The organism is Streptomyces sp. NPDC013455, assembly GCF_040632975.1.
Classification (GTDB): Bacteria; Actinomycetota; Actinomycetes; order Streptomycetales; family Streptomycetaceae; genus Streptomyces.
The window spans coordinates 64,029-83,329 of the sequence record NZ_JBEYCX010000027.1; the positions used below are offsets into that span (position 1 = coordinate 64,029).

Here is a 19,301-nt window from a genome sequence, read left to right on the forward strand (position 1 = left end):
CTGTCGGATACGGACCGGTGAGGAACCTAGTCGCCCCACACCTGGGGAGCCGCGAACAACACGCTGCCCGCTCTCCCCCCACTGCCTGAAAGGGCGTGGGAGGTGTCCCCACTGCTCGGAGACTAGCGGGCAAGTCCGCCAGAGTCAGCGAGAACAGCGGAAAAGTCCTGGTCAGCCTCCGTCAGGCCGGACATTGCAGACATACTGCCCCTGTTGTGAGCCTGTATTCAAGCTCAAGGTGGCGCGACGGCGCTCAGCCGAGCACACGGCCGGGGGTCAGGCACCGCTGACGGCCGCCCGGATCTCCTCCGCGAACCGCTCCGCCGCCCCGCGCAGGGCGCCGACGTCGGGACCGTGACGCAGAACACCCCGGCTGACGTTGGGCACGACGTTGCGGACGGCCGCCCCGAAGACCTCCGGGAGGTCGGCCGGGGTCGCTCCCTGCGCGCCGATGCCGGGCGCGAGGAGCGGTCCGTTGATGTCCAGGTCGTAGGAGGAGAGGTCGCCCAGGGTCGCGCCGACGACCGCGCCGAAGGAGCCCAGCGGCTCCTCCCCCGCGTTCTCGGCCGCCAGGTGGCGCAGCATGGTCGCGCCGACGGTCCGGCCGTCCGCGCGGACGGCGTGCTGCACCTCGCCGCCCTCCGGGTTGGAGGTGAGCGCCAGCACGAACAGACCGGCGCCGCTCTCCCGGGCCAGCGCCACGGCCGGGCTCAGCGAGCCGTAGCCGAGGTACGGCGAGACGGTCAGGGCGTCGGAGAACAGCGGGGCGTCCGGGCGCAGGAACGCCTCGGCGTACGCCGCCATGGTCGAGCCGATGTCACCGCGCTTGGCGTCCGTCACGACGAGGGCACCGGCCGCGCGGGCCTCCTGGACCGACTTCTCCAGGACCGCGAGGCCGCGCGAACCGAACCGCTCGAAGAAGGCGCTCTGCGGCTTCAGGACGGCCACCCGGTCGGCCACGGCCTCGACGACGGTCCGGCTGAACCGCTCCAGGCCGGCGATGTCGTCGTCCAGGCCCCACTCGGCGAGCAGGGAGGCGTGCGGGTCGATGCCGACGCACAGCGGGCCGCGCTCGTCCATGGCGCGGCGCAGCCGGGCACCGAAGGGCTCCAGGGGGCTCGTGCCGGTCATCGGGCGTTCCTCACGTCGGCGCCGACCGCGTCGGCGAGGGTGGTGTACGGGCTGCTGCGCAGACGCGCGGCGAGGCCCTTGTGGACGGCCCGGCACCAGAACGGGCCCTCGTAGACGAAGGCGCTGTAGCCCTGGACCAGCGTGGCACCGGCCAGGATGCGCTGCCAGGCGTCCTCGGCGTTCTCGATGCCTCCGACACCCACCAGGGTGATCCGGTCGCCCACACGGGCGTACAGGCGGCGCAGGACCTCCAGGGAGCGGGCCTTGAGCGGGGCGCCGGACAGGCCGCCGGTCTCCTTCACCAGCGCGGGCGCGGACGCCAGGCCGAGGCCCTCGCGGGCGATGGTGGTGTTGGTGGCGATGATGCCGTCCAGGCCCAGTTCCACGGCGAGGTCGGCGACGGCGTCGATGTCCTCGTCGGCGAGGTCGGGCGCGATCTTCACCAGCAGCGGGACGCGCCGGTTCGCGACCGTGCGGTCGGCGGCCTCGCGCACGGCGCCGAGCAGCGGGCGCAGGTGGTCGACCGCCTGCAGGTTGCGCAGGCCGGGGGTGTTGGGCGAGGAGACGTTGACGACCAGGTAGTCCGCGTAGGGCGCGAGCCGCTCGGCCGACTTCACGTAGTCGGCGACGGCCTCCGCCTCCGGGACGGCCTTGGTCTTGCCGATGTTGACGCCGACGACCGTCCGGAAGACGGGCTCCCGGGTCGCCAGGCGGGCCGCCACGGCCAGCGAGCCGTCGTTGTTGAAGCCCATGCGGTTGATCAGCGCCCGGTCCGCGACGAGGCGGAACAGCCGCTTCTTGGGGTTGCCGGGCTGCGGCTCCCCGGTCACCGTGCCGATCTCGACGTGGTCGAAGCCCAGCATCGACATGCCGTCGATCGCGACGGCGTTCTTGTCGAAGCCGGCCGCGAGCCCGAAGGGGCCGTGCATGCGCAGCCCGAAGGCCTCGGTGCGCAGCTCCTTGTACCGGGGAGCCAGGACGGCCGCGACGAACGTGCGCAGCACGGGGACGCGGACGGCCAGGCGGATCCAGCGGAAGGCCAGGTGGTGGGCCTTCTCGGGGTCCATCCGCCGGAAGACCAGGCGGAAGAAGAGGTGATACATCAGGTGTCCTCACACTGAGGGGGGACACCGTCGAACGGCGTCCCCCCTCGTCGGCGGCTGGGGGCCCGCGCCCCCGGAGGGGCGCGGGGCGGTGTCGGCGTGCGGCTGCGCCGCGTGGGCGCGACCGGCCACGGCCGGCCCGCGGCGTGGCGCGGGGCCTGACCGCGGAGGCTAGTCGCGGGCCGCGGTCAGGTGCTCCGCGTGTTCCTGGAGCGAGCGGACGCCCACGTCACCGTGGTTGAGGGCGTCGATGCCCTGGACCGCCGCCGCGAGCGCCTGCACGGTCGTCAGGCACGGCACGGAGCGGGCCACCGCCGCCGTACGGATGTCGTAGCCGTCGAGGCGGCCGCCGGTGCCGTAGGGGGTGTTGACGATGAGGTCGACCTCGCCGTCGTGGATGAGCTGGACGATGGTCTTCTCGCCGTTCGGCCCGGTGCCCTCGGACTGCTTGCGCACGACCGTGGCGTTGATGCCGTTGCGCTTGAGGACCTCGGCGGTGCCGGAGGTGGCGAGCAGCTCGAAGCCGTGGGCGACCAGCTCGCGGGCCGGGAAGATCATCGAGCGCTTGTCGCGGTTGGCGACCGAGATGAACGCGCGGCCCTTGGTGGGCAGCGGGCCGTAGGCGCCCGCCTGCGACTTGGCGTACGCCGTGCCGAAGACGGAGTCGATGCCCATGACCTCGCCGGTGGAGCGCATTTCCGGGCCGAGGACGGTGTCGACGCCGCGGCCGTGGATGTCGCGGAAGCGCGACCACGGCATGACGGCCTCCTTCACCGAGATCGGCGCGTCCAGCGGCAGCTCGCCGCCGTCGCCGGTCTTCGGCAGCAGGCCCTCGGCGCGCAGCTCGGCGATGGTCGCGCCGAGCGAGATGCGGGCGGCGGCCTTGGCGAGCGGCACCGCGGTCGCCTTCGAGGTGAAGGGCACCGTGCGGGAGGCGCGCGGGTTGGCCTCCAGGACGTAGAGGATGTCGCCGGCCATCGCGAACTGGATGTTGATCAGGCCGCGCACGCCGACGCCCTTGGCGATGGCCTCGGTGGAGGCGCGCAGGCGCTTGATGTCGAAGCCGCCCAGCGTGATCGGGGGCAGGGCGCACGCCGAGTCGCCGGAGTGGATGCCGGCCTCCTCGATGTGCTCCATGACGCCGCCGAGGTACAGCTCCTCGCCGTCGTAGAGCGCGTCGACGTCGATCTCGATGGCGTCGTCGAGGAAGCGGTCGACGAGGACCGGCCGGGAGGGGCTGATCTCGGTCGACTCGGCGATGTAGGAGGCGAGGCGGGTCTCGTCGTAGACGATCTCCATGCCGCGTCCGCCGAGGACGTACGACGGCCGGACGAGGACCGGGTAGCCGATCTCGTCGGCGATGGCCTTGGCCTCCGCGAAGGTGGTGGCCGTGCCGTGCTTCGGGGCGGGCAGGCCCGCCTCCGCGAGGACCCGGCCGAAGGCGCCGCGGTCCTCGGCCGCGTGGATCGCCTCGGGGGAGGTGCCGACGATCGGCACGCCGTTGTCCTTCAGGGCCTGGGAGAGGCCCAGCGGGGTCTGGCCGCCGAGCTGGACGACGACACCGGCGACCGGGCCGGCCGCCTGCTCCGCGTGCACGATCTCCAGCACGTCCTCGAGCGTCAGCGGCTCGAAGTACAGGCGGTCGGAGGTGTCGTAGTCCGTGGAGACGGTCTCCGGGTTGCAGTTGACCATCACGGTCTCGTACCCGGCGTCGGACAGCGCGAAGGAGGCGTGGACGCAGGAGTAGTCGAACTCGATGCCCTGGCCGATGCGGTTCGGGCCGGAGCCCAGGATGATGACGGCGGGCTTGTCGCGCTGGGCGACCTCGGTCTCCTCGTCGTAGGACGAGTAGAAGTACGGCGTCTTCGCGGCGAACTCGGCGGCGCAGGTGTCGACCGTCTTGTAGACCGGGCGGACGCCGAGAGCGTGCCGGACCTCGCGGACGACGTCCTCGCGCAGGCCGCGGATCTCGCCGACCTGCTGGTCGGAGAAGCCGTGCCGCTTGGCCTCGGCGAGCAGCTCGCGGGTCAGCTCGGGCGCCTCGGCCAGCTCGTCCGCGATCTCCTTGATCAGGAAGAGCTGGTCCACGAACCAGGGGTCGATCTTCGTGTACTCGAAGACCTCCTCCGGGGTGGCACCCGCGCGGATGGCCTGCATGACCGTGTTGATCCGGCCGTCGGTGGGCCGTACGGCCTCGCGCAGCAGGGTCTCCTTGTCGCCGGGCTCGCCGACGAAGGTGAACTGGCTGCCCTTCTTCTCCAGCGAGCGCAGCGCCTTCTGGAAGGCCTCGGGGAAGTTGCGGCCGATGGCCATGGCCTCGCCGACCGACTTCATGGTCGTGGTCAGCGTGGAGTCGGCCTGCGGGAACTTCTCGAAGGCGAAGCGCGGGGCCTTGACGACCACGTAGTCGAGCGTGGGCTCGAAGGAGGCCGGGGTCTCCTGCGTGATGTCGTTCGGGATCTCGTCCAGCGTGTAGCCGACGGCCAGCTTGGCGGCGATCTTGGCGATCGGGAAGCCGGTCGCCTTGGAGGCGAGTGCCGAGGAGCGCGACACGCGCGGGTTCATCTCGATGACGATCACGCGACCGTCCTCGGGGTTCACCGCGAACTGGATGTTGCAGCCGCCGGTGTCGACACCGACCTCGCGGATGACGGCGATGCCGATGTCGCGCAGGACCTGGTACTCGCGGTCGGTCAGCGTCATCGAGGGCGCCACGGTGATCGAGTCGCCGGTGTGGACGCCCATCGGGTCGAAGTTCTCGATGGAGCAGACGACCACGACGTTGTCGTGCTTGTCGCGCATCAGCTCCAGCTCGTACTCCTTCCAGCCGAGGATGGACTCCTCCAGGAGCACCTCGGTGGTCGGGGAGAGCGTGAGGCCCTGGCCGGCGATGCGGCGCAGCTCCTCCTCGTCGTGCGCGAAGCCGGAGCCGGCGCCGCCCATGGTGAAGGACGGGCGGACGACGACCGGGTAGCCGCCGAGGGTCTCGACGCCCTTGAGGACGTCGTCCATGGAGTGGCAGATGACCGAGCGGGCGGACTCGCCGTGTCCGATCTTGCGGCGGACCTCCTCCACGACCGCCTTGAACTGGTCGCGGTCCTCGCCCTTGTGGATCGCCTCGGGCTTGGCGCCGATCAGCTCGACGCCGTACTTCTCCAGCACGCCGTTGTCGTGCAGCGCGATGGCGGTGTTCAGGGCCGTCTGGCCGCCCAGGGTGGGCAGCAGCGCATCGGGGCGCTCCTTGGCGATGATCTTCTCGACGAACTCGGGGGTGATCGGTTCGACGTAGGTGGCGTCGGCGATCTCCGGGTCGGTCATGATCGTCGCCGGGTTGGAGTTGACGAGGACCACGCGCAGGCCCTCGGCCTTGAGCACGCGGCACGCCTGGGTGCCGGAGTAGTCGAACTCGGCGGCCTGGCCGATGACGATCGGGCCGGAGCCGATGACCAGGACGGACTGGATATCGGTGCGCTTAGGCACGCTGGCCCTCCATCAGGGAAACGAAGCGGTCGAACAGGTAGGCGGCGTCGTGCGGACCGGCTGCCGCTTCGGGGTGGTACTGGACGGAGAAGGCGGGCTGGTCGAGCAGCTGGAGCCCCTCCACGACGTCGTCGTTCAGGCAGACGTGCGAGACCTCGGCGCGGCCGAACTTCGTCTCGCTGACCTTGTCGAGCGGCGCGTCCACGGCGAAGCCGTGGTTGTGCGCGGTGACCTCGACCTTGCCGGTCGTACGGTCCTGGACCGGCTGGTTGATGCCCCGGTGGCCGTACTTCAGCTTGTAGGTGCCGAAGCCGAGGGCGCGGCCGAGGATCTGGTTGCCGAAGCAGATGCCGAACAGGGGCGTCTTGCGCTCCAGCACCGCGGTCATGAGCGCGACCGGGCCGTCGGCGGTCGCCGGGTCGCCGGGGCCGTTGGAGAAGAAGACACCGTCCGGGCTGACGGCGTAGACGTCGTCGGCCGTGGCGGTGGCGGGCAGGACGTGCACCTCGATGCCGCGCTCGGCCATGCGGTGCGGGGTCATGCCCTTGATGCCGAGGTCGATGGCGGCGACGGTGAAGCGCTTCTCGCCGACGGCCGGGACGACGTACGCCTCCTTGGTCGCGACCTCCTCGTAGAGGCTCGCGCCCTTCATCTGCGGCTGGGCCTGCACGCGCTCCAGCAGTTCCGCCTCGGGGGCGATCGCCTCGCCGGAGAAGACGCCGGCCCGCATGGAGCCGCGCTCGCGCAGGTGACGGGTGAGGGCGCGGGTGTCGACGCCGGAGATGCCGACGACGCCCTGCCGCTCCAGCTCGTCGTCCAGGGAGCGCTTGGCCCGCCAGTTGGACGGCACGCGCGCGGGGTCGCGCACGACGTAGCCGGAGACCCAGATACGGCCCGACTCGTCGTCCTCGTCGTTCCAGCCGGTGTTGCCGATCTGCGGGGCGGTCGCGACGACGATCTGGCGGTCGTACGACGGGTCGGTGAGGGTCTCCTGGTAGCCGGTCATGCCGGTGGAGAACACGGCCTCGCCGAAGGTCTCCCCCACGGCCCCGTAGGCGCGGCCGCGGAACGTGCGGCCGTCCTCCAGGACGAGTACGGCGGGAAGCGCCTTGTTCCTCTGGGAGGAGCTTCCCCTGGTGGAGGTCGTCATCGTGCGCCTTCCGTGTCGTTGATCATCTGGTTCAGGGTGTCGACCCACTCGCTGTGCTCCGCCGCGTGGTCGGAGCGGAAGCCGGAGTCGATCAGTTTGTCGCCGTGCGCCCAGGTCACCACCAGCAGTCCGCCCTCGGTGAGGACCTTGCCGGCGATGCCCTTGTCGAGCCGGGCGCCGCGCAGCGCGGCCGCGGGGACGAAGAAGTCGGTCGCTCCGGGGCGCTCGACCTCCAGGCCCGCGTCGGTCAGGGTGAGCTCGGCCCGGCTGCGGGTGCCCAGGCCGTGGGCCACGATGCGGTCCAGCCACTGCCCCGCGGTGGTGGAGCCGTGGTAGCGACCGCTCATGCCCAGTCTGGCCGGGCCGGTCCGGTCCGGCGCGCTGGGCAGCGCGGGCAGGTCGCCCTGGAGGGTTCCCCGCCACTTCCAGCCCTCGCGCATCAGCCAGTAGACGAGCGCGATGAAGAGGGCCAGTCCGACGAGCCAGCCGATGCGGGCCGGCCAGTCGGTGACGTCGGCCGACCGCTTGGCCTCGGCCAGCAGGATTACAGGTGTCACGTGAGCTTCCCGTCGACGAGCGTGGCCTTGCCCCGCAGCCACGTGTGCGTCACACGGCCCGGCAGCTCGCGGCCCTCGTAGGGGGTGTTGCGGCTGCGCGAGGCGAAGCCCGCGGGGTCCACCCGGCCACGGTATGCCGTGTCGACGAGGGTGAGGTTGGCGGGCTCACCAGCCGAGACGGGACGGCCGTGGCCGGTGGCCCGTCCGATCCGCGCGGGCTGGAAGGACATGCGGTCGGCGACGCCGGCCCAGTCCAGCAGGCCCGTGTCGACCATCGTCTCCTGCACCACCGACAACGCGGTCTCCAGGCCGACCATGCCCATGGCGGCGGCGGCCCACTCGCAGTCCTTGTCCTCGTGCGGGTGCGGGGCGTGGTCGGTGGCGACGATGTCGATCGTGCCGTCGGCGAGCGCCTCGCGCAGGGCCAGCACGTCGCGCTCGGTGCGCAGCGGCGGGTTGACCTTGTAGACGGGGTTGTACGTCCGCACCAGCTCGTCGGTGAGGAGCAGGTGGTGCGGGGTGACCTCGGCGGTTACCTGGATGCCCCGGGACTTGGCCCAGCGGACGATCTCCACGCTGCCCGCGGTCGACAGGTGGCAGATGTGGACGCGGGAGCCGACGTGCTCGGCGAGCAGTACGTCCCGCGCGATCACCGACTCCTCGGCGACGGCCGGCCAGCCGCCCAGGCCCAGCTCGGCGGAGACGACGCCCTCGTTCATCTGGGCGCCCTCGGTGAGCCGCGGCTCCTGCGCGTGCTGGGCGACGACACCGCCGAAGGCCTTCACGTACTCCAGCGCGCGGCGCATGATCACGGCGTCGTCCACGCACTTGCCGTCGTCGGAGAAGACGGTGACGCCGGCCGCGGACTCGTGCATGGCGCCCAGCTCGGCGAGCTTCTTGCCCTCCAGGCCGACGGTGACCGCCCCGATGGGCTGCACGTCGCAGTAGCCGTGCTCCCTGCCGAGCCGCCACACCTGCTCGACGACACCGGCGGTGTCGGCGACCGGGAAGGTGTTGGCCATGGCGAAGACGGCCGTGTAGCCGCCGCTCGCCGCCGCGCGGGTGCCGGTGAGCACGGTCTCGGAGTCCTCGCGGCCCGGCTCGCGCAGGTGGGTGTGGAGGTCGACCAGGCCCGGCAGCAGCACCTTGCCCCCGGCCTCGACGACCTGGACGCCCTCGGCGGACAGCCCGGTGCCCACCTCGGCGATGGTCTCGCCGTCGATCAGGACGTCCTGCGGCTCGCCGCCCAGCACCTGCGCACCACGGATAAGGATCTTGCTCATGGGTCTTACTTCTCCTCAGTGCGGGTCTGTGCGGGTTCGTTGCCGCCGAGCAGCAGGTACAGGACGGCCATCCGGATGGAGACTCCGTTGGCGACCTGTTCGACGGCGGTGCAGCGGTCGGAGTCGGCGACCTCGGCGGTGATCTCCATGCCGCGGACCATCGGGCCGGGGTGCATCACGATGGCGTGTCCGGGCAGCTTGGCCATGCGGTCGCCGTCGAGGCCGTAGCGCCGCGCGTACTCGCGCTCGGTCGGGAAGAACGCGGCGTTCATCCGCTCGCGCTGGACCCGCAGCATCATCACCGCGTCGGACTTGGGCAGCGTGCTGTCGAGGTCGTAGGAGACCGCGCAGGGCCAGGACTCGACGCCGACCGGCAGCAGGGTGGGCGGGGCGACCAGGGTGACCTCGGCGCCGAGCGTGTGCAGCAGGTCGACGTTGGAGCGGGCGACCCGGCTGTGCAGGACGTCGCCGACGACGGTGATCCGCTTGCCGGACAGGTCCTGGCCGAGCCCGGCGTCGCGGCCGGTCAGCCGGCGGCGCATGGTGAAGGCGTCCAGCAGCGCCTGGGTGGGGTGCTGGTGGGTGCCGTCGCCGGCGTTGATGACGGCCGCGTCGATCCAGCCGGAGTTGGCGAGGCGGTACGGGGCTCCGGAGGCGCCGTGCCGGATGACCACGGCATCGACACCCATGGCCTCCAGGGTCTGGGCGGTGTCCTTCAGGGACTCGCCCTTGGACACCGACGAGCCCTTGGCGGTGAAGTTGATGACGTCCGCGGACAGCCGCTTCTCGGCCGCCTCGAAGGAGATGCGCGTACGCGTGGAGTCCTCGAAGAAGAGGTTGACGATCGTCCGGCCACGCAGGGTCGGCAGCTTCTTGATCGGCCGGTCGGCGACCCGGGCCATCTCCTCGGCGGTGTCGAGGATCAGGACGGCGTCGTCGCGGGAGAGGTCGGCGGCCGAGATGAGATGACGCTGCATCTGTCAGGCTCCGTAGGGAAGTTCAATCGGGAGATTCGGGGCAAACCGGTGCATGCGTGGGCACGCCGAAGCGGCCCTGCGCCCGACTTGCTACTGGCCGGTCTTCACACCGAGCAGCACGGTGTCGCGACCGTCCTCCTCGGCGAGCTGGACCTTGACCGTCTCCCGCAGCGACGTGGGGAGGTTCTTGCCGACGTAGTCGGCTCGGATGGGCAGTTCACGGTGGCCGCGGTCGACCAGGACCGCGAGCTGGACCGCACGGGGGCGCCCGAGGTCGTTCAGGGCGTCGAGGGCGGCGCGGATGGTGCGGCCGGAGAAGAGCACGTCGTCGACCAGGACGACCAGCTTGCCGTCGAGGCCGTCACCGGGGATCTCGGTGCGGGCCAGCGCACGCGGCGGGTGCATGCGCAGGTCGTCGCGGTACATGGTGATGTCGAGCGAGCCGACCGGCATCGTGCGGTCGGTGATCTGCTCCAGCTTCGCGGCGAGCCGCTGGGCGAGGAAGACGCCTCGGGTCGGGATGCCGAGGAGCACCACGTCGTCGGCGCCCTTGGCGCGCTCGACGATCTCGTGGGCGATGCGGGTCAGTACCCGCGCGATGTCGGGGCCTTCGAGAACGGGCCGCGCATCGGACGCCTGCGGATGCGCATGCGTGTCGTGCTTGTCCATACGAAACGGACCTCCTTCTCCGCCTCACGGGACGGACCTTAAAGGACGTCGGAATTGCGCCATCCACGGTAGCAGGTCTCCGGGTGGCCCCCGATCACCCCCTTGGCGTAATCGGCCATCCCTACCACGGAAGAGTCGGTGTGGACCATTCGGCTTGACGCACGAGAGTCACGCTGCGTAACCTCACAGTGAGTTACCAACCGCGCGGCACGGAACACCGCCCGCCGCGTCGACACAGTGTCCGGGGAGCTATATGTCCAGCGAATACGCCAAACAGCTCGGGGCCAAGCTCCGGGCCATCCGCACCCAGCAGGGCCTTTCTCTCCACGGTGTCGAGGAGAAGTCCCAGGGGCGCTGGAAGGCCGTGGTGGTCGGTTCGTACGAGCGCGGCGACCGTGCCGTGACCGTGCAGCGTCTGGCCGAGCTGGCCGATTTCTATGGCGTTCCCGTCCAGGAGCTCCTGCCGGGCACCACGCCGGGCGGCGCCGCCGAGCCGCCGCCGAAGCTGGTCCTGGACCTGGAGCGGCTGGCCACCGTGCCGGCCGAGAAGGCGGGCCCTTTGCAGCGGTACGCGGCGACGATCCAGTCCCAGCGCGGTGACTACAACGGCAAGGTGCTCTCGATCCGCCAGGACGACCTGCGCACACTCGCCGTCATCTACGACCAGTCCCCCTCGGTCCTCACCGAGCAGCTGATCAGCTGGGGCGTTCTGGACGCGGACGCGCGCCGCGCCGTGGCCACCCACGAAGACGCGTAGGGGCTCGGCGGACCCAGCAGAAACGTGCCGCCGGGGTGGCCGGACCTTCACGGTTCCGGCCACCCCGGCGGCTTTCTCATGGCTGCTGCGGCTTTCCCGGGCCGCCCGGCGGCTCCCCCTCCGCCGCCCGCGGCTCTCCTGGCCGCTCCGGCCCTCCCCGGCCCTCGGGGCCTTCAGCTCCGCCTCGGCTCCGGGGTGCGCCCATGCCGAAGGGGCGCGGGGAACTGCGGACCGCCACGGACGACGCGCAGGTCATCCATGGCCGCAGTCCCACGGCGCCCCTTTGTGTCGGCTAAGCGCGGCGCAGGGAGGGCTTGAGCTCCTTCAGCCGGCCCAGCAGGCCGTTGACGAACGACGGCGACTCGTCGGTCGAGAACTCCTTCGCCAGCTGCACCATCTCGTCCAGCACGACGGCGTCCGGGGTCTCGTCGACCCAGATCAGCTCGTACGCACCCAGCCGCAGGATGTTGCGGTCGACGACCGGCATGCGGTCGAGCGTCCAGCCCACCGCGTACTGGGAGATCAGCTCGTCGATGCGCTTCGCGTACTGCGCGTAGCCCTCGACCAGCTGCATCGTGTACTCGCTGACCGGCGGCTGCCGGGTGTCGGACCGGGACAGCCGGATCCAGTCCGCGAGGACCGTCAGGACGTCGGCGCCGCGCTGGTCGCCCTCGAAGAGGATCTGGAAGGCGCGCTTGCGGGCCGTGTTGCGGGCGGCCACGGTTAGCTGTTCACCCGGCCGAGGTAGTCGCTCGAGCGGGTGTCGACCTTGATCTTCTCACCGGTGGTGATGAAGAGCGGGACCTGGATCTGGTAGCCGGTCTCCAGCGTGGCGGGCTTGGTGCCACCGGTGGAGCGGTCGCCCTGGACGCCCGGCTCGGTCTCGGCGACGGTCAGCTCGACGGCGGCCGGCAGCTCCACGAAGAGCACCTCGCCCTCGTGCTGGGCGACGGTGGCGGTGAAGCCCTCGATGAGGAAGTTGGCGGCGTCGCCGACGGCCTTGCGGTCGACCATCAGCTGGTCGTAGGTCTCCATGTCCATGAAGACGAAGTAGTCGCCGTCCATGTACGAGAACTGCATGTCGCGCTTGTCGACAGTGGCGGTCTCGACCTTGACGCCGGCGTTGAAGGTCTTGTCGACCACCTTGCCGGACAGCACGTTCTTCAGCTTGGTGCGCACGAAGGCCGGGCCCTTGCCGGGCTTGACGTGCTGGAACTCGACGACGGACCAGAGCTGGCCGCCTTCGAGCTTGAGCACCATGCCGTTCTTGAGGTCGTTCGTGGAAGCCACGGTTGCGGAATCTCCTGGACTGACGTACGACCCCGGGTCACGCGCCTGGCGGCTCCGGGGAACGTCCCTGGTGTCGCTCAGAGCGCGAGCAGCTCCTTGGTCGTGATGGTGAGTAGCTCGGGTCCGCCGTCCGCCTCGGGGCGTACGACGAGCGTGTCATCGATCCGGACACCTCCCCGGCCCGGGAGGTGAACCCCCGGTTCGACGGTGACCGGCACGCAAGCGTCCAGTTTACCCATGGCCGCGGGCGCCAACTGCGGGTCCTCGTCGATTTCGAGTCCGACACCGTGCCCGGTCAGCGGAGGCAGGGCTTCCGCGAAGCCCGCGGAGTCCAGCACCTGACGTGCCGCGCGGTCCACGTCACGGCAGGCGGCGCCGGGCGCCAGCGCCTCGCGTCCGGCCCGCTGCGCGGCGAAGACCAGGTCGTACAGCTGGATCTGCCAGTCCGCCGGCGAGGTGCCGATGACGAAGGTGCGGCCGATCTCGCAGCGGTATCCGCGGTAGGTGGCCCCGAGGCAGACGGAGAGGAAGTCGCCCTCCTCCACCCGCCGGTCGGTGGGCCGGTGGCCGCGGCGGCCGGCGTGCGGGCCCGTGGCCACGGAGGTGGGGAAGGCGGGGCCGTCGGCGCCGTGGTCGACCAGGCGGCGCTCCAGCTCCAGGGCGAGGTGCCGCTCGGTACGGCCGACCAGGATGGACTCCAGCAGCTCGCCGAGGGCCTGGTCGGCGATCTCGGCGCCGATCCGCAGGAAGGAGATCTCCTCCTCGTCCTTGACGACCCTGAGCTGCTCCACGGCCACGCCGAGGTCGGTGAGGCGCAGACCGGGTGCGACCGAGGCCAGCGCCCGGTGGCGGGCCACGGTGAGGTGGTGCTCCTCCACCGCCAGGGAATCGGCGCCCTGGGCCACGGCGAGACCGGCCGCGGCCACCACCGCGTCGCCGGCGGACGTGGCGAGGACGTGCAGCCGCAGGTTCTCGTCGGGCCGGCCCTCGTACGGGCGGTCCTCGGGCGGGCCGGCGCAGACGAGCAGGTCCTCGCGGTTGCCGAGGAGCAGGACGGCACCGCGCGGCGCCGCCGCCGCGAGGTAGCGCACGTTGGCGGGGCGGGTGACCAGCGCTGCCGCGGTGCCGGCCGCGGTGAAGTGTTCCCTCAGCCGGGATCGGCGGTTCGCGTACACCTCTGACATGAGATGAGCGTAGGAGTTATGTGCCGTTTGTGCCGGTTCAGGGGGGCCGAGTGGGGCCTCGGCCCCGGCTCACCAGCTCGGCGGGCTCGCGATCGCCCGCGCCAGGACCTCGTCCAGGACCCGGGCCGTGCCGGGGACGTCCAGCTGGGAGTTGTCGATGATCGGCAGGCCCGAGCCGTACCAGCCGGCCATGCGGCCGTGGATGCGGGCCACCTCCTCATCGCTCAGGCGGCGGTTGCCGGAGCGTTCGGCGTTGCGCTCCAGGACGACGTCCAGGCCGGGCAGGAGGACGACCGGGAGCAGGCCCGGTCCCACGTGCCGCTTCCAGCCGCCGAGTCCGACGACCGGACGGTCCGGGAAGACGGCGTCGTCCAGGATGCAGGAGATGCCGTTGGCGAGGAAGTTGCGGGCGGCGAACCCGCAGGTGCGGCGGGCCAGCCGGTACTGGGCCTCGGAGTTGTCGTTCCAGCCGGACTGGGGGTCGGCGAAACCGGAGCGGACCCATTCACGGACGTCGTCCAGGCTGATGTGGGCGGTGGGGACCCGGCGGTGGTCCGCCCAGTACTTGGCGACGCTGGTCTTGCCCGCGCCGGCCGGGCCGATGAGGAGGACGGCGAGAGTGGTGGCCGCCGGGTCCGGGGCCGCGGCCACGGCGGGCGGCGCGGCGGGCACGCCGACCGGGCCGCCGGGTGGCAGCGGCACATGGCCGGTGGTATCGGGGGCCGCAGGGGCCGAGGCGTGCGGCGGCGGTGGCACCGGCGCGGCGGGGACGGGGGGCTGGTGCGGCGCCGGCGCGGCGGGGGGCTGGTGCGGCGCCGGCGGGGCGGGGGGCTGGTGCGGCGCCGGCGGGGCCGGGAAGCCCGGCGGCGGGACCGGGGCGGGCCCCTGGGAGGCACCCGGGAGCGGGCCCGGGTGGTGTGCGGCCGGCGCCCAGCCGGCGTGCGGCACCTGCCCCGGCCGGTGGGGCGGCGGCAGCGGAGACCCCACTGCGTGCTGCATCCGTTGCCACTCCGTCTCGTCGTCTTGTTCCATCGCCTCCGGGGCGCCGCGGTGTCCGACGGGCGGCCACCGTCGTGGCGTCCCCGCGGCTCACCCACGGCGGGCGGTCGGCGCCGGCGGCCGGGGCGCGCCCCGCCGCCTACCGAACGGTACCGTCCCCGGCCGTCGTTCGGTGAAACGGCCGGGGGCGGGCCGAAGTGCCCGTTCCGCGAAGGAGACCGGGACCTGGCGCCGGGCCGGGACCGGACCACCGGGCAGCCAGGACCGGTCGCAGGCACCGGGCACCGGGCCGGGACCGGTCGCGAGCACCCGGCACCGGGCCGGGACCGGACGCAGACACCAGGCGACGGGCCGAGACCGGACGCAGACACCAGGCGACGGGCCGGGACCGGTCGCGGGCACCCGGCACCGGGCCGACACCGGACACAGACACCAGGCGACGGGCCGAGACCGGACGCAGACACCAGGCGACGGGCCGGGACCGGTCGCGGGCACCCGGCACCGGGCCGAGACCGGACGCAGACACCAGGCGACGGGCCGAGACCGGACGCAGACACCAGGCGACGGGCCGAGACCGGACGCAGACACCGGGCGACGGCCGGACGGCGGGCGGCGACGGCCGGACGGCGGGGACCGGTGCCGAACCGGGCGGTGGGGACCGGGTGGGCGGAGTGGGCGGGAGCGGTTGGGGACCCTACTGGGCGACTTCGCCGTACGCGGCGAGCAGGACGGCCGGGTCCGGGCCCTCCAGGACGGTCGGCTTGGCCAGTCCGTCCAGGACGATGAAGCGCAGGCGGTCGCCGCGGGACTTCTTGTCGACCCGCATCGTCTCCACCAGCTTGGGCCACTGGTCGTAGCGGTAGTGCAGCGGCAGGCCGACGGACTCAAGGATGCTGCGGTGGCGGTCGGCCGTCGCGTCGTCCAGCCGGCCCGCCAGGCGCCCCAGTTCGGCGGCGAAGTGCATGCCGACCGCGACCGCGGCACCGTGCCGCCACTTGTACCGCTCGTTCTTCTCGATGGCGTGGCCGAGCGTGTGACCGTAGTTGAGGATCTCCCGCAGGCCCGCCTCCTTCAGGTCCGAGGAGACGACCTCCGCCTTGACCCGGATCGAACGCTCGATCAGCTCGGCCGTGTGCGGGCCGGCCGGGGTCCGGGCGGCCTCGGGGTCGGCCTCGATCAGGTCCAGGATCACCGGGTCGGCGATGAAGCCCGCCTTGATGACCTCGGCCAGACCGGAGACGTAGTCGTGGACCGGGAGGGAGTCCAGCGCGGCCAGGTCGCACAGGACGCCGGCCGGCGGGTGGAAGGAACCGACCAGGTTCTTGCCCTCGGCGGTGTTGATACCGGTCTTGCCGCCGACCGCCGCGTCCACCATCGCCAGCACGGTGGTCGGTACGGCGATCCAGCGCACCCCGCGCAGCCAGGTCGCGGCCACGAAACCGGCCAGGTCCGTGGTCGCGCCGCCGCCGACGCCGACGATGACGTCGGTGCGGGTGAAACCGGACTGGCCGAGCGCCTTCCAGCAGTAGGCGGCGACCTCGGCGGTCTTCGCCTCCTCCGCGTTGGGCACCTGGATCGCGACGGCCTCGTAGCCCTGCCCGGCCAGGTCGGCGCGGAGCGCGTCACCGGTCTCGGCCAGCGCCTCCGGGTGGATCACCGCGACCCGCTTGGCCTGGTCCCCGATCAGGCCGGCCAGCTCGCCCAGCAGCTGCCGGCCGACCAGCACCTCGTACGGGTCGGTGCCCGCGGTGCCGGCGACCTGGATGCGGGTGACTGCCTCACTCATGCTTGCTTCAACTCCAGTGCGTCGAGCGCCGCCTGTGTGACCTCTTCGGGAGTACGTCCGTCCGTCGCCACGACGGCGGTGGCGACCTCCTCGTACAGGTGCCGCCGCGCCTCCATCAGCTCTCGCCACTGCTTGCGCGGGTTGACCGCCAGCAGCGGCCGGGCCACGTTGAGCCCGGTGCGCCTGACGGCCTCCTCGACCTCCATCGAGAGGTAGACCACCCGGTGCCCGGCGAGCAGCGCGCGGGTGTCCGGGTCGAGGACGGCACCGCCGCCGAGGGCGACGACACCGTCGTGCTCGGCGAGCGCGGCCCCGACCGCCCGCTTCTCCAGCGCCCGGAAGGCGGCCTCGCCCTCGTCCACGAAGATCTCGGCGATGGTGCGGCCCTCGGCGGCGACGATGTCGTCGTCGGTGTCCCGGTAGCCGACACCGAGGTGCTCGGCGAGCAGCCGGCCCACGGTGGACTTGCCGACGCCCATGGGGCCGACCAGGACGACCGCTGGCACGGCGCTCACCTGATCCGGAGGGTGTCGAGGTAGGACCGCACGTTGCGGCGGGTCTCGGTGACGGAGTCGCCGCCGAACTTCTCGGCGACCGCGTCGGCGAGCACCAGCGCCACCATGGCCTCCGCCACGATGCCGGCCGCCGGGACGGCGCAGACGTCGGAGCGCTGGTGGTGGGCCTGGGCGGGCTCGCCGGTGGAGACGTCCACCGTCCTGAGCGCCCGGGGCACCGTCGCGATCGGCTTCATGGCCGCGCGCACGCGCAGCAGCTCACCGGTGGTCAGGCCGCCCTCGGTGCCGCCGGAACGGCCGGAAGCCCGCTTGACGCCCTCCGGAGTGGTGACGATCTCGTCGTGGGCCCGGGAACCGGGCACCCGGGCCAGCTCGAAGCCGTCGCCGACCTCGACGCCCTTGATCGCCTGAATGCCCATGAGCGCGGCGGCCAGCCGCGCGTCCAGCCGCCGGTCCCAGTGCACGTGCGAGCCGAGGCCGACCGGCACGTCGTACGCCAGCACCTCCACCACTCCGCCGAGCGTGTCGCCGTCCTTGTGGGCCTGGTCGATCTCCGCGACCATCGCCTTGGAGGCGTCCGCGTCCAGGCAGCGCACCGGGTCGGCGTCGAGCTTCTCGACGTCGGCGGGGGTGGGGTAGACGCCGTAGGGGGCCTTGGCCGAGGCCAGCTCCACCACGTGGGAGACGATCTCGATGCCGGCCGTCTCCTTCAGGTACGACCGGGCGACCGCGCCGAGCGCCACCCGGGCCGCGGTCTCCCGGGCGGAGGCGCGCTCCAGGATCGGACGGGCCTCGTCGAAGCCGTACTTCTGCATGCCGGCGAGGTCGGCGTGGCCGGGGCGGGGACGGGTCAGCGGCGCGTTGCGGGCCAGCCCCGCGAGCACCTCGGGGTCGACCGGGTCGGCCGCCATGACCTGCTCCCACTTCGGCCACTCGGTGTTGCCCACCATGACCGCCACCGGGGAGCCAAGGGTCAGGCCGTGCCGGACTCCGCCGAGGAAGGTGACCTCGTCCCGCTCGAACTTCATGCGCGCACCGCGGCCATAGCCGAGCCGCCGCCGCGCCAGGTGATCCGCCACCATCTCCGTGGTGATCGGCACGCCGGCGGGAAGACCCTCCAGCGTCGCGACAAGTGCGGGACCGTGGGACTCCCCCGCGGTCAGCCAACGCAGCCTGCTCAACGGTGCTCCTCAGTGCTCGCGCCCGGTACTGCCCTGCGTACGCGCGTGCGTGCGTACGGCGACGGCGCGGCCGGGTGCGCGACCCCGGGGCGCCTCCTACGATCCTCCCACGTCCGGGGGCGAGAACCGGCCGCCGGTCCAGCAGGCGGACGCGCCCGGGGCGTCAGCGGGCGGCCAGCGCCTTCTCGCCGGCGTGACGCATGGCCTCCAGCGGGCCCGGAGCGCGCCCGGTCATCTGCTCGAACTGGAGGACGGCCTGGTGGACCAGCAGGTCGAGGCCGCTGACCACGGCACCGCCGAACATGGACCAGCGGGCCGCCAGCTCGGTGGGCCAGGGGTCGTAGAGCACGTCGAAGAGGGTGGCCGGGCGTTCCGGTACCGCCGCGGCGAGGGCGTCGGTCGTCCCGGCGGGCGTGGTGGCGATCACCAGGGGGGCGCGCAGGGCCTGGCCGGCGTCGGCCCAGTCGGCCGTACGGACCTCCACGTCGAGGCGTTCGCCCCACTGCCGCATCTCGGCGGCGCGGGCCTCGCTGCGGACGTAGGCGACGACCTCTCCGGTGCAGATCCGGGCGAGCGCGGCGAGCGCGGAGGAGGCGGTGGCGCCGGCGCCGAGGACGGCGGCGGAGTCGACCTGCTCGATGCCGTGCTCGCGCAGCGCGGCGACCATGCCGGGGATGTCGGTGTTGTCGCCGAGCCGGCGTCCGTCCTCGGTGAGGACGAGCGTGTTGACCGCGTCGACCGAGGCGGCGGTGTCGCTGATCTCGTCCAGCAGCGGGATGACCGCGCGCTTGAGCGGCATGGTCAGCGAGAGTCCCGCCCACTCCGGCCCGAGCGCGTCGAGGAAGCCCGGCAGGGCCGCCTCGTCGACGTCGAAGCTGTCGTAGGACCAGTCGCCGAGCCCGGCCGCCTCGTACGCGGCCCGGTGCAGCACCGGGGAGAGGGAGTGACCGATCGGCGAACCGAGCACGGCGGCACGGCGGCCGTCAGTTGCCTGCGATGCCATGGAACCTGTCCTTGCGTTTTCGAGGCCCCGGTGTACGTGCTCCTCGGATGAGCGACGGAGGAAGCCCGCCGGGGCGATCGGGGCGTCACCGCGGCCGGGGCCGGGGCGTCCGGGGCTTCGTGTCCCGCACCCTCCACGGCCGGCCGGAACGGCTCCCGGGGCCCGTCGTCGCCGCCACGATGTTGCGGGTCGCCAGGTAGGCGGTCAGGATCCGCGCCGGGATGCCCTCCTCGGCC

General features: G+C 72.3%; 17 protein-coding genes. 1 reads left to right on the forward strand and 16 read right to left on the reverse strand.

Features of this window, described 5'->3' with window-relative positions:
* Positions 1–276: 276 nt before the first annotated feature.
* The 8 genes from pyrF to pyrR all read right to left on the reverse strand — a co-directional run bounded on the left by pyrF (position 277) and on the right by pyrR (position 10,350).
* Positions 277–1,131 carry an orotidine-5'-phosphate decarboxylase gene (gene pyrF / locus ABZ576_RS31375; RefSeq protein WP_360748430.1) on the reverse strand — a complete coding sequence of 285 codons (855 nt, stop codon included), beginning with the start codon at positions 1,129–1,131 and terminating at the stop codon, positions 277–279.
* Positions 1,128–2,234: a quinone-dependent dihydroorotate dehydrogenase gene (locus tag ABZ576_RS31380; RefSeq protein WP_360748433.1), complete on the reverse strand. Its 1,107-nt coding sequence runs from the start codon at positions 2,232–2,234 to the stop codon at positions 1,128–1,130. The genes pyrF and ABZ576_RS31380 overlap by 4 nt, the downstream gene beginning before the upstream one ends.
* Before the next feature lie 171 nt (positions 2,235–2,405).
* Positions 2,406–5,714: a carbamoyl-phosphate synthase large subunit gene (carB, locus tag ABZ576_RS31385; RefSeq protein WP_360748436.1), complete on the reverse strand. Its 3,309-nt coding sequence runs from the start codon at positions 5,712–5,714 to the stop codon at positions 2,406–2,408.
* Positions 5,707–6,864, reverse strand: a complete 1,158-nt coding sequence (gene carA / locus ABZ576_RS31390; protein ID WP_360748439.1) for a glutamine-hydrolyzing carbamoyl-phosphate synthase small subunit — start codon at positions 6,862–6,864, stop codon at positions 5,707–5,709. Before carA ends, carB begins: the two co-directional genes overlap by 8 nt.
* Positions 6,861–7,421 (reverse strand): hypothetical protein, encoded by a 561-nt coding sequence (locus tag ABZ576_RS31395; protein WP_360748442.1) that lies wholly within the window; start codon positions 7,419–7,421, stop codon positions 6,861–6,863. The genes carA and ABZ576_RS31395 overlap by 4 nt, the downstream gene beginning before the upstream one ends.
* Positions 7,418–8,704, reverse strand: coding sequence for a dihydroorotase (locus ABZ576_RS31400; protein WP_360748445.1), 1,287 nt, complete (start codon positions 8,702–8,704; stop codon positions 7,418–7,420). The genes ABZ576_RS31395 and ABZ576_RS31400 overlap by 4 nt, the downstream gene beginning before the upstream one ends.
* Before the next feature lie 5 nt (positions 8,705–8,709).
* Positions 8,710–9,681 carry an aspartate carbamoyltransferase catalytic subunit gene (locus ABZ576_RS31405; protein ID WP_360748448.1) on the reverse strand — a complete coding sequence of 324 codons (972 nt, stop codon included), beginning with the start codon at positions 9,679–9,681 and terminating at the stop codon, positions 8,710–8,712.
* 90 nt (positions 9,682–9,771) lie between these two features.
* Positions 9,772–10,350, reverse strand: coding sequence for a bifunctional pyr operon transcriptional regulator/uracil phosphoribosyltransferase PyrR (gene pyrR / locus ABZ576_RS31410; RefSeq protein WP_360748451.1), 579 nt, complete (start codon positions 10,348–10,350; stop codon positions 9,772–9,774).
* A 253-nt stretch (positions 10,351–10,603) separates the two neighbouring features.
* On the opposite strand from pyrR, the gene bldD reads away from it, so the two are divergent.
* A complete protein-coding gene (gene bldD, locus ABZ576_RS31415) occupies positions 10,604–11,107 on the forward strand; it encodes a transcriptional regulator BldD (protein WP_020938842.1) in 504 nt (167 codons plus the stop codon).
* 292 nt (positions 11,108–11,399) lie between these two features.
* Here the strand turns inward: bldD and nusB are convergent, their stop codons facing one another.
* The 8 genes from nusB to ABZ576_RS31455 form a co-directional block, all read right to left on the reverse strand.
* Complete coding sequence (gene nusB / locus ABZ576_RS31420; RefSeq protein WP_360748454.1) at positions 11,400–11,828, reverse strand: transcription antitermination factor NusB; 429 nt, start codon at positions 11,826–11,828, stop codon at positions 11,400–11,402.
* 2 nt (positions 11,829–11,830) lie between these two features.
* Entirely contained in the window at positions 11,831–12,397 is a 567-nt protein-coding gene (gene efp / locus ABZ576_RS31425) for an elongation factor P (RefSeq protein WP_360748457.1), read from the reverse strand.
* Positions 12,398–12,474: 77 nt separating this feature from the next.
* A complete protein-coding gene (locus ABZ576_RS31430; RefSeq protein ID WP_360748460.1) occupies positions 12,475–13,581 on the reverse strand; it encodes an aminopeptidase P family protein in 1,107 nt (368 codons plus the stop codon).
* 69 nt (positions 13,582–13,650) lie between these two features.
* The gene (locus ABZ576_RS31435) at positions 13,651–14,580 is read right to left on the reverse strand and encodes a Pro-rich N-terminal domain-containing protein (RefSeq protein ID WP_360748462.1); all 930 of its coding nucleotides are present in this window, start codon (positions 14,578–14,580) and stop codon (positions 13,651–13,653) included.
* 694 nt (positions 14,581–15,274) lie between these two features.
* The gene (gene aroB, locus ABZ576_RS31440; RefSeq protein WP_360748465.1) at positions 15,275–16,366 is read right to left on the reverse strand and encodes a 3-dehydroquinate synthase; all 1,092 of its coding nucleotides are present in this window, start codon (positions 16,364–16,366) and stop codon (positions 15,275–15,277) included.
* Positions 16,363–16,845 (reverse strand): shikimate kinase, encoded by a 483-nt coding sequence (locus tag ABZ576_RS31445; protein ID WP_360748474.1) that lies wholly within the window; start codon positions 16,843–16,845, stop codon positions 16,363–16,365. The genes aroB and ABZ576_RS31445 overlap by 4 nt, the downstream gene beginning before the upstream one ends.
* Positions 16,846–16,877: 32 nt before the next feature.
* Positions 16,878–18,062: a chorismate synthase gene (gene aroC / locus ABZ576_RS31450; protein ID WP_360748468.1), complete on the reverse strand. Its 1,185-nt coding sequence runs from the start codon at positions 18,060–18,062 to the stop codon at positions 16,878–16,880.
* Between the two features lie 163 nt (positions 18,063–18,225).
* Positions 18,226–19,065, reverse strand: coding sequence for a shikimate dehydrogenase (locus ABZ576_RS31455; RefSeq protein WP_360748471.1), 840 nt, complete (start codon positions 19,063–19,065; stop codon positions 18,226–18,228).
* Between the last annotated feature and the right edge of the window lie 236 nt (positions 19,066–19,301).

What these genes read in the sequence shown, in the direction of transcription:
- pyrF (WP_360748430.1), bottom strand. Translation starts at nt 1,131, where the DNA reads ATGACCGGCACGAGCCCCCTGGAGCCCTTCGGTGCCCGGCTGCGCCGC.
- ABZ576_RS31380 (WP_360748433.1), bottom strand. Translation starts at nt 2,234, where the DNA reads ATGTATCACCTCTTCTTCCGCCTGGTCTTCCGGCGGATGGACCCCGAG.
- carA (WP_360748439.1), bottom strand. Translation starts at nt 6,864, where the DNA reads ATGACGACCTCCACCAGGGGAAGCTCCTCCCAGAGGAACAAGGCGCTT.
- ABZ576_RS31400 (WP_360748445.1), bottom strand. Translation starts at nt 8,704, where the DNA reads ATGAGCAAGATCCTTATCCGTGGTGCGCAGGTGCTGGGCGGCGAGCCG.
- ABZ576_RS31405 (WP_360748448.1), bottom strand. Translation starts at nt 9,681, where the DNA reads ATGCAGCGTCATCTCATCTCGGCCGCCGACCTCTCCCGCGACGACGCC.
- pyrR (WP_360748451.1), bottom strand. Translation starts at nt 10,350, where the DNA reads ATGGACAAGCACGACACGCATGCGCATCCGCAGGCGTCCGATGCGCGG.
- bldD (WP_020938842.1), top strand. Translation starts at nt 10,604, where the DNA reads ATGTCCAGCGAATACGCCAAACAGCTCGGGGCCAAGCTCCGGGCCATC.
- ABZ576_RS31430 (WP_360748460.1), bottom strand. Translation starts at nt 13,581, where the DNA reads ATGTCAGAGGTGTACGCGAACCGCCGATCCCGGCTGAGGGAACACTTC.
- ABZ576_RS31435 (WP_360748462.1), bottom strand. Translation starts at nt 14,580, where the DNA reads ATGCAGCACGCAGTGGGGTCTCCGCTGCCGCCGCCCCACCGGCCGGGG.
- aroB (WP_360748465.1), bottom strand. Translation starts at nt 16,366, where the DNA reads ATGAGTGAGGCAGTCACCCGCATCCAGGTCGCCGGCACCGCGGGCACC.
- ABZ576_RS31445 (WP_360748474.1), bottom strand. Translation starts at nt 16,845, where the DNA reads ATGGGCGTCGGCAAGTCCACCGTGGGCCGGCTGCTCGCCGAGCACCTC.
- ABZ576_RS31455 (WP_360748471.1), bottom strand. Translation starts at nt 19,065, where the DNA reads ATGGCATCGCAGGCAACTGACGGCCGCCGTGCCGCCGTGCTCGGTTCG.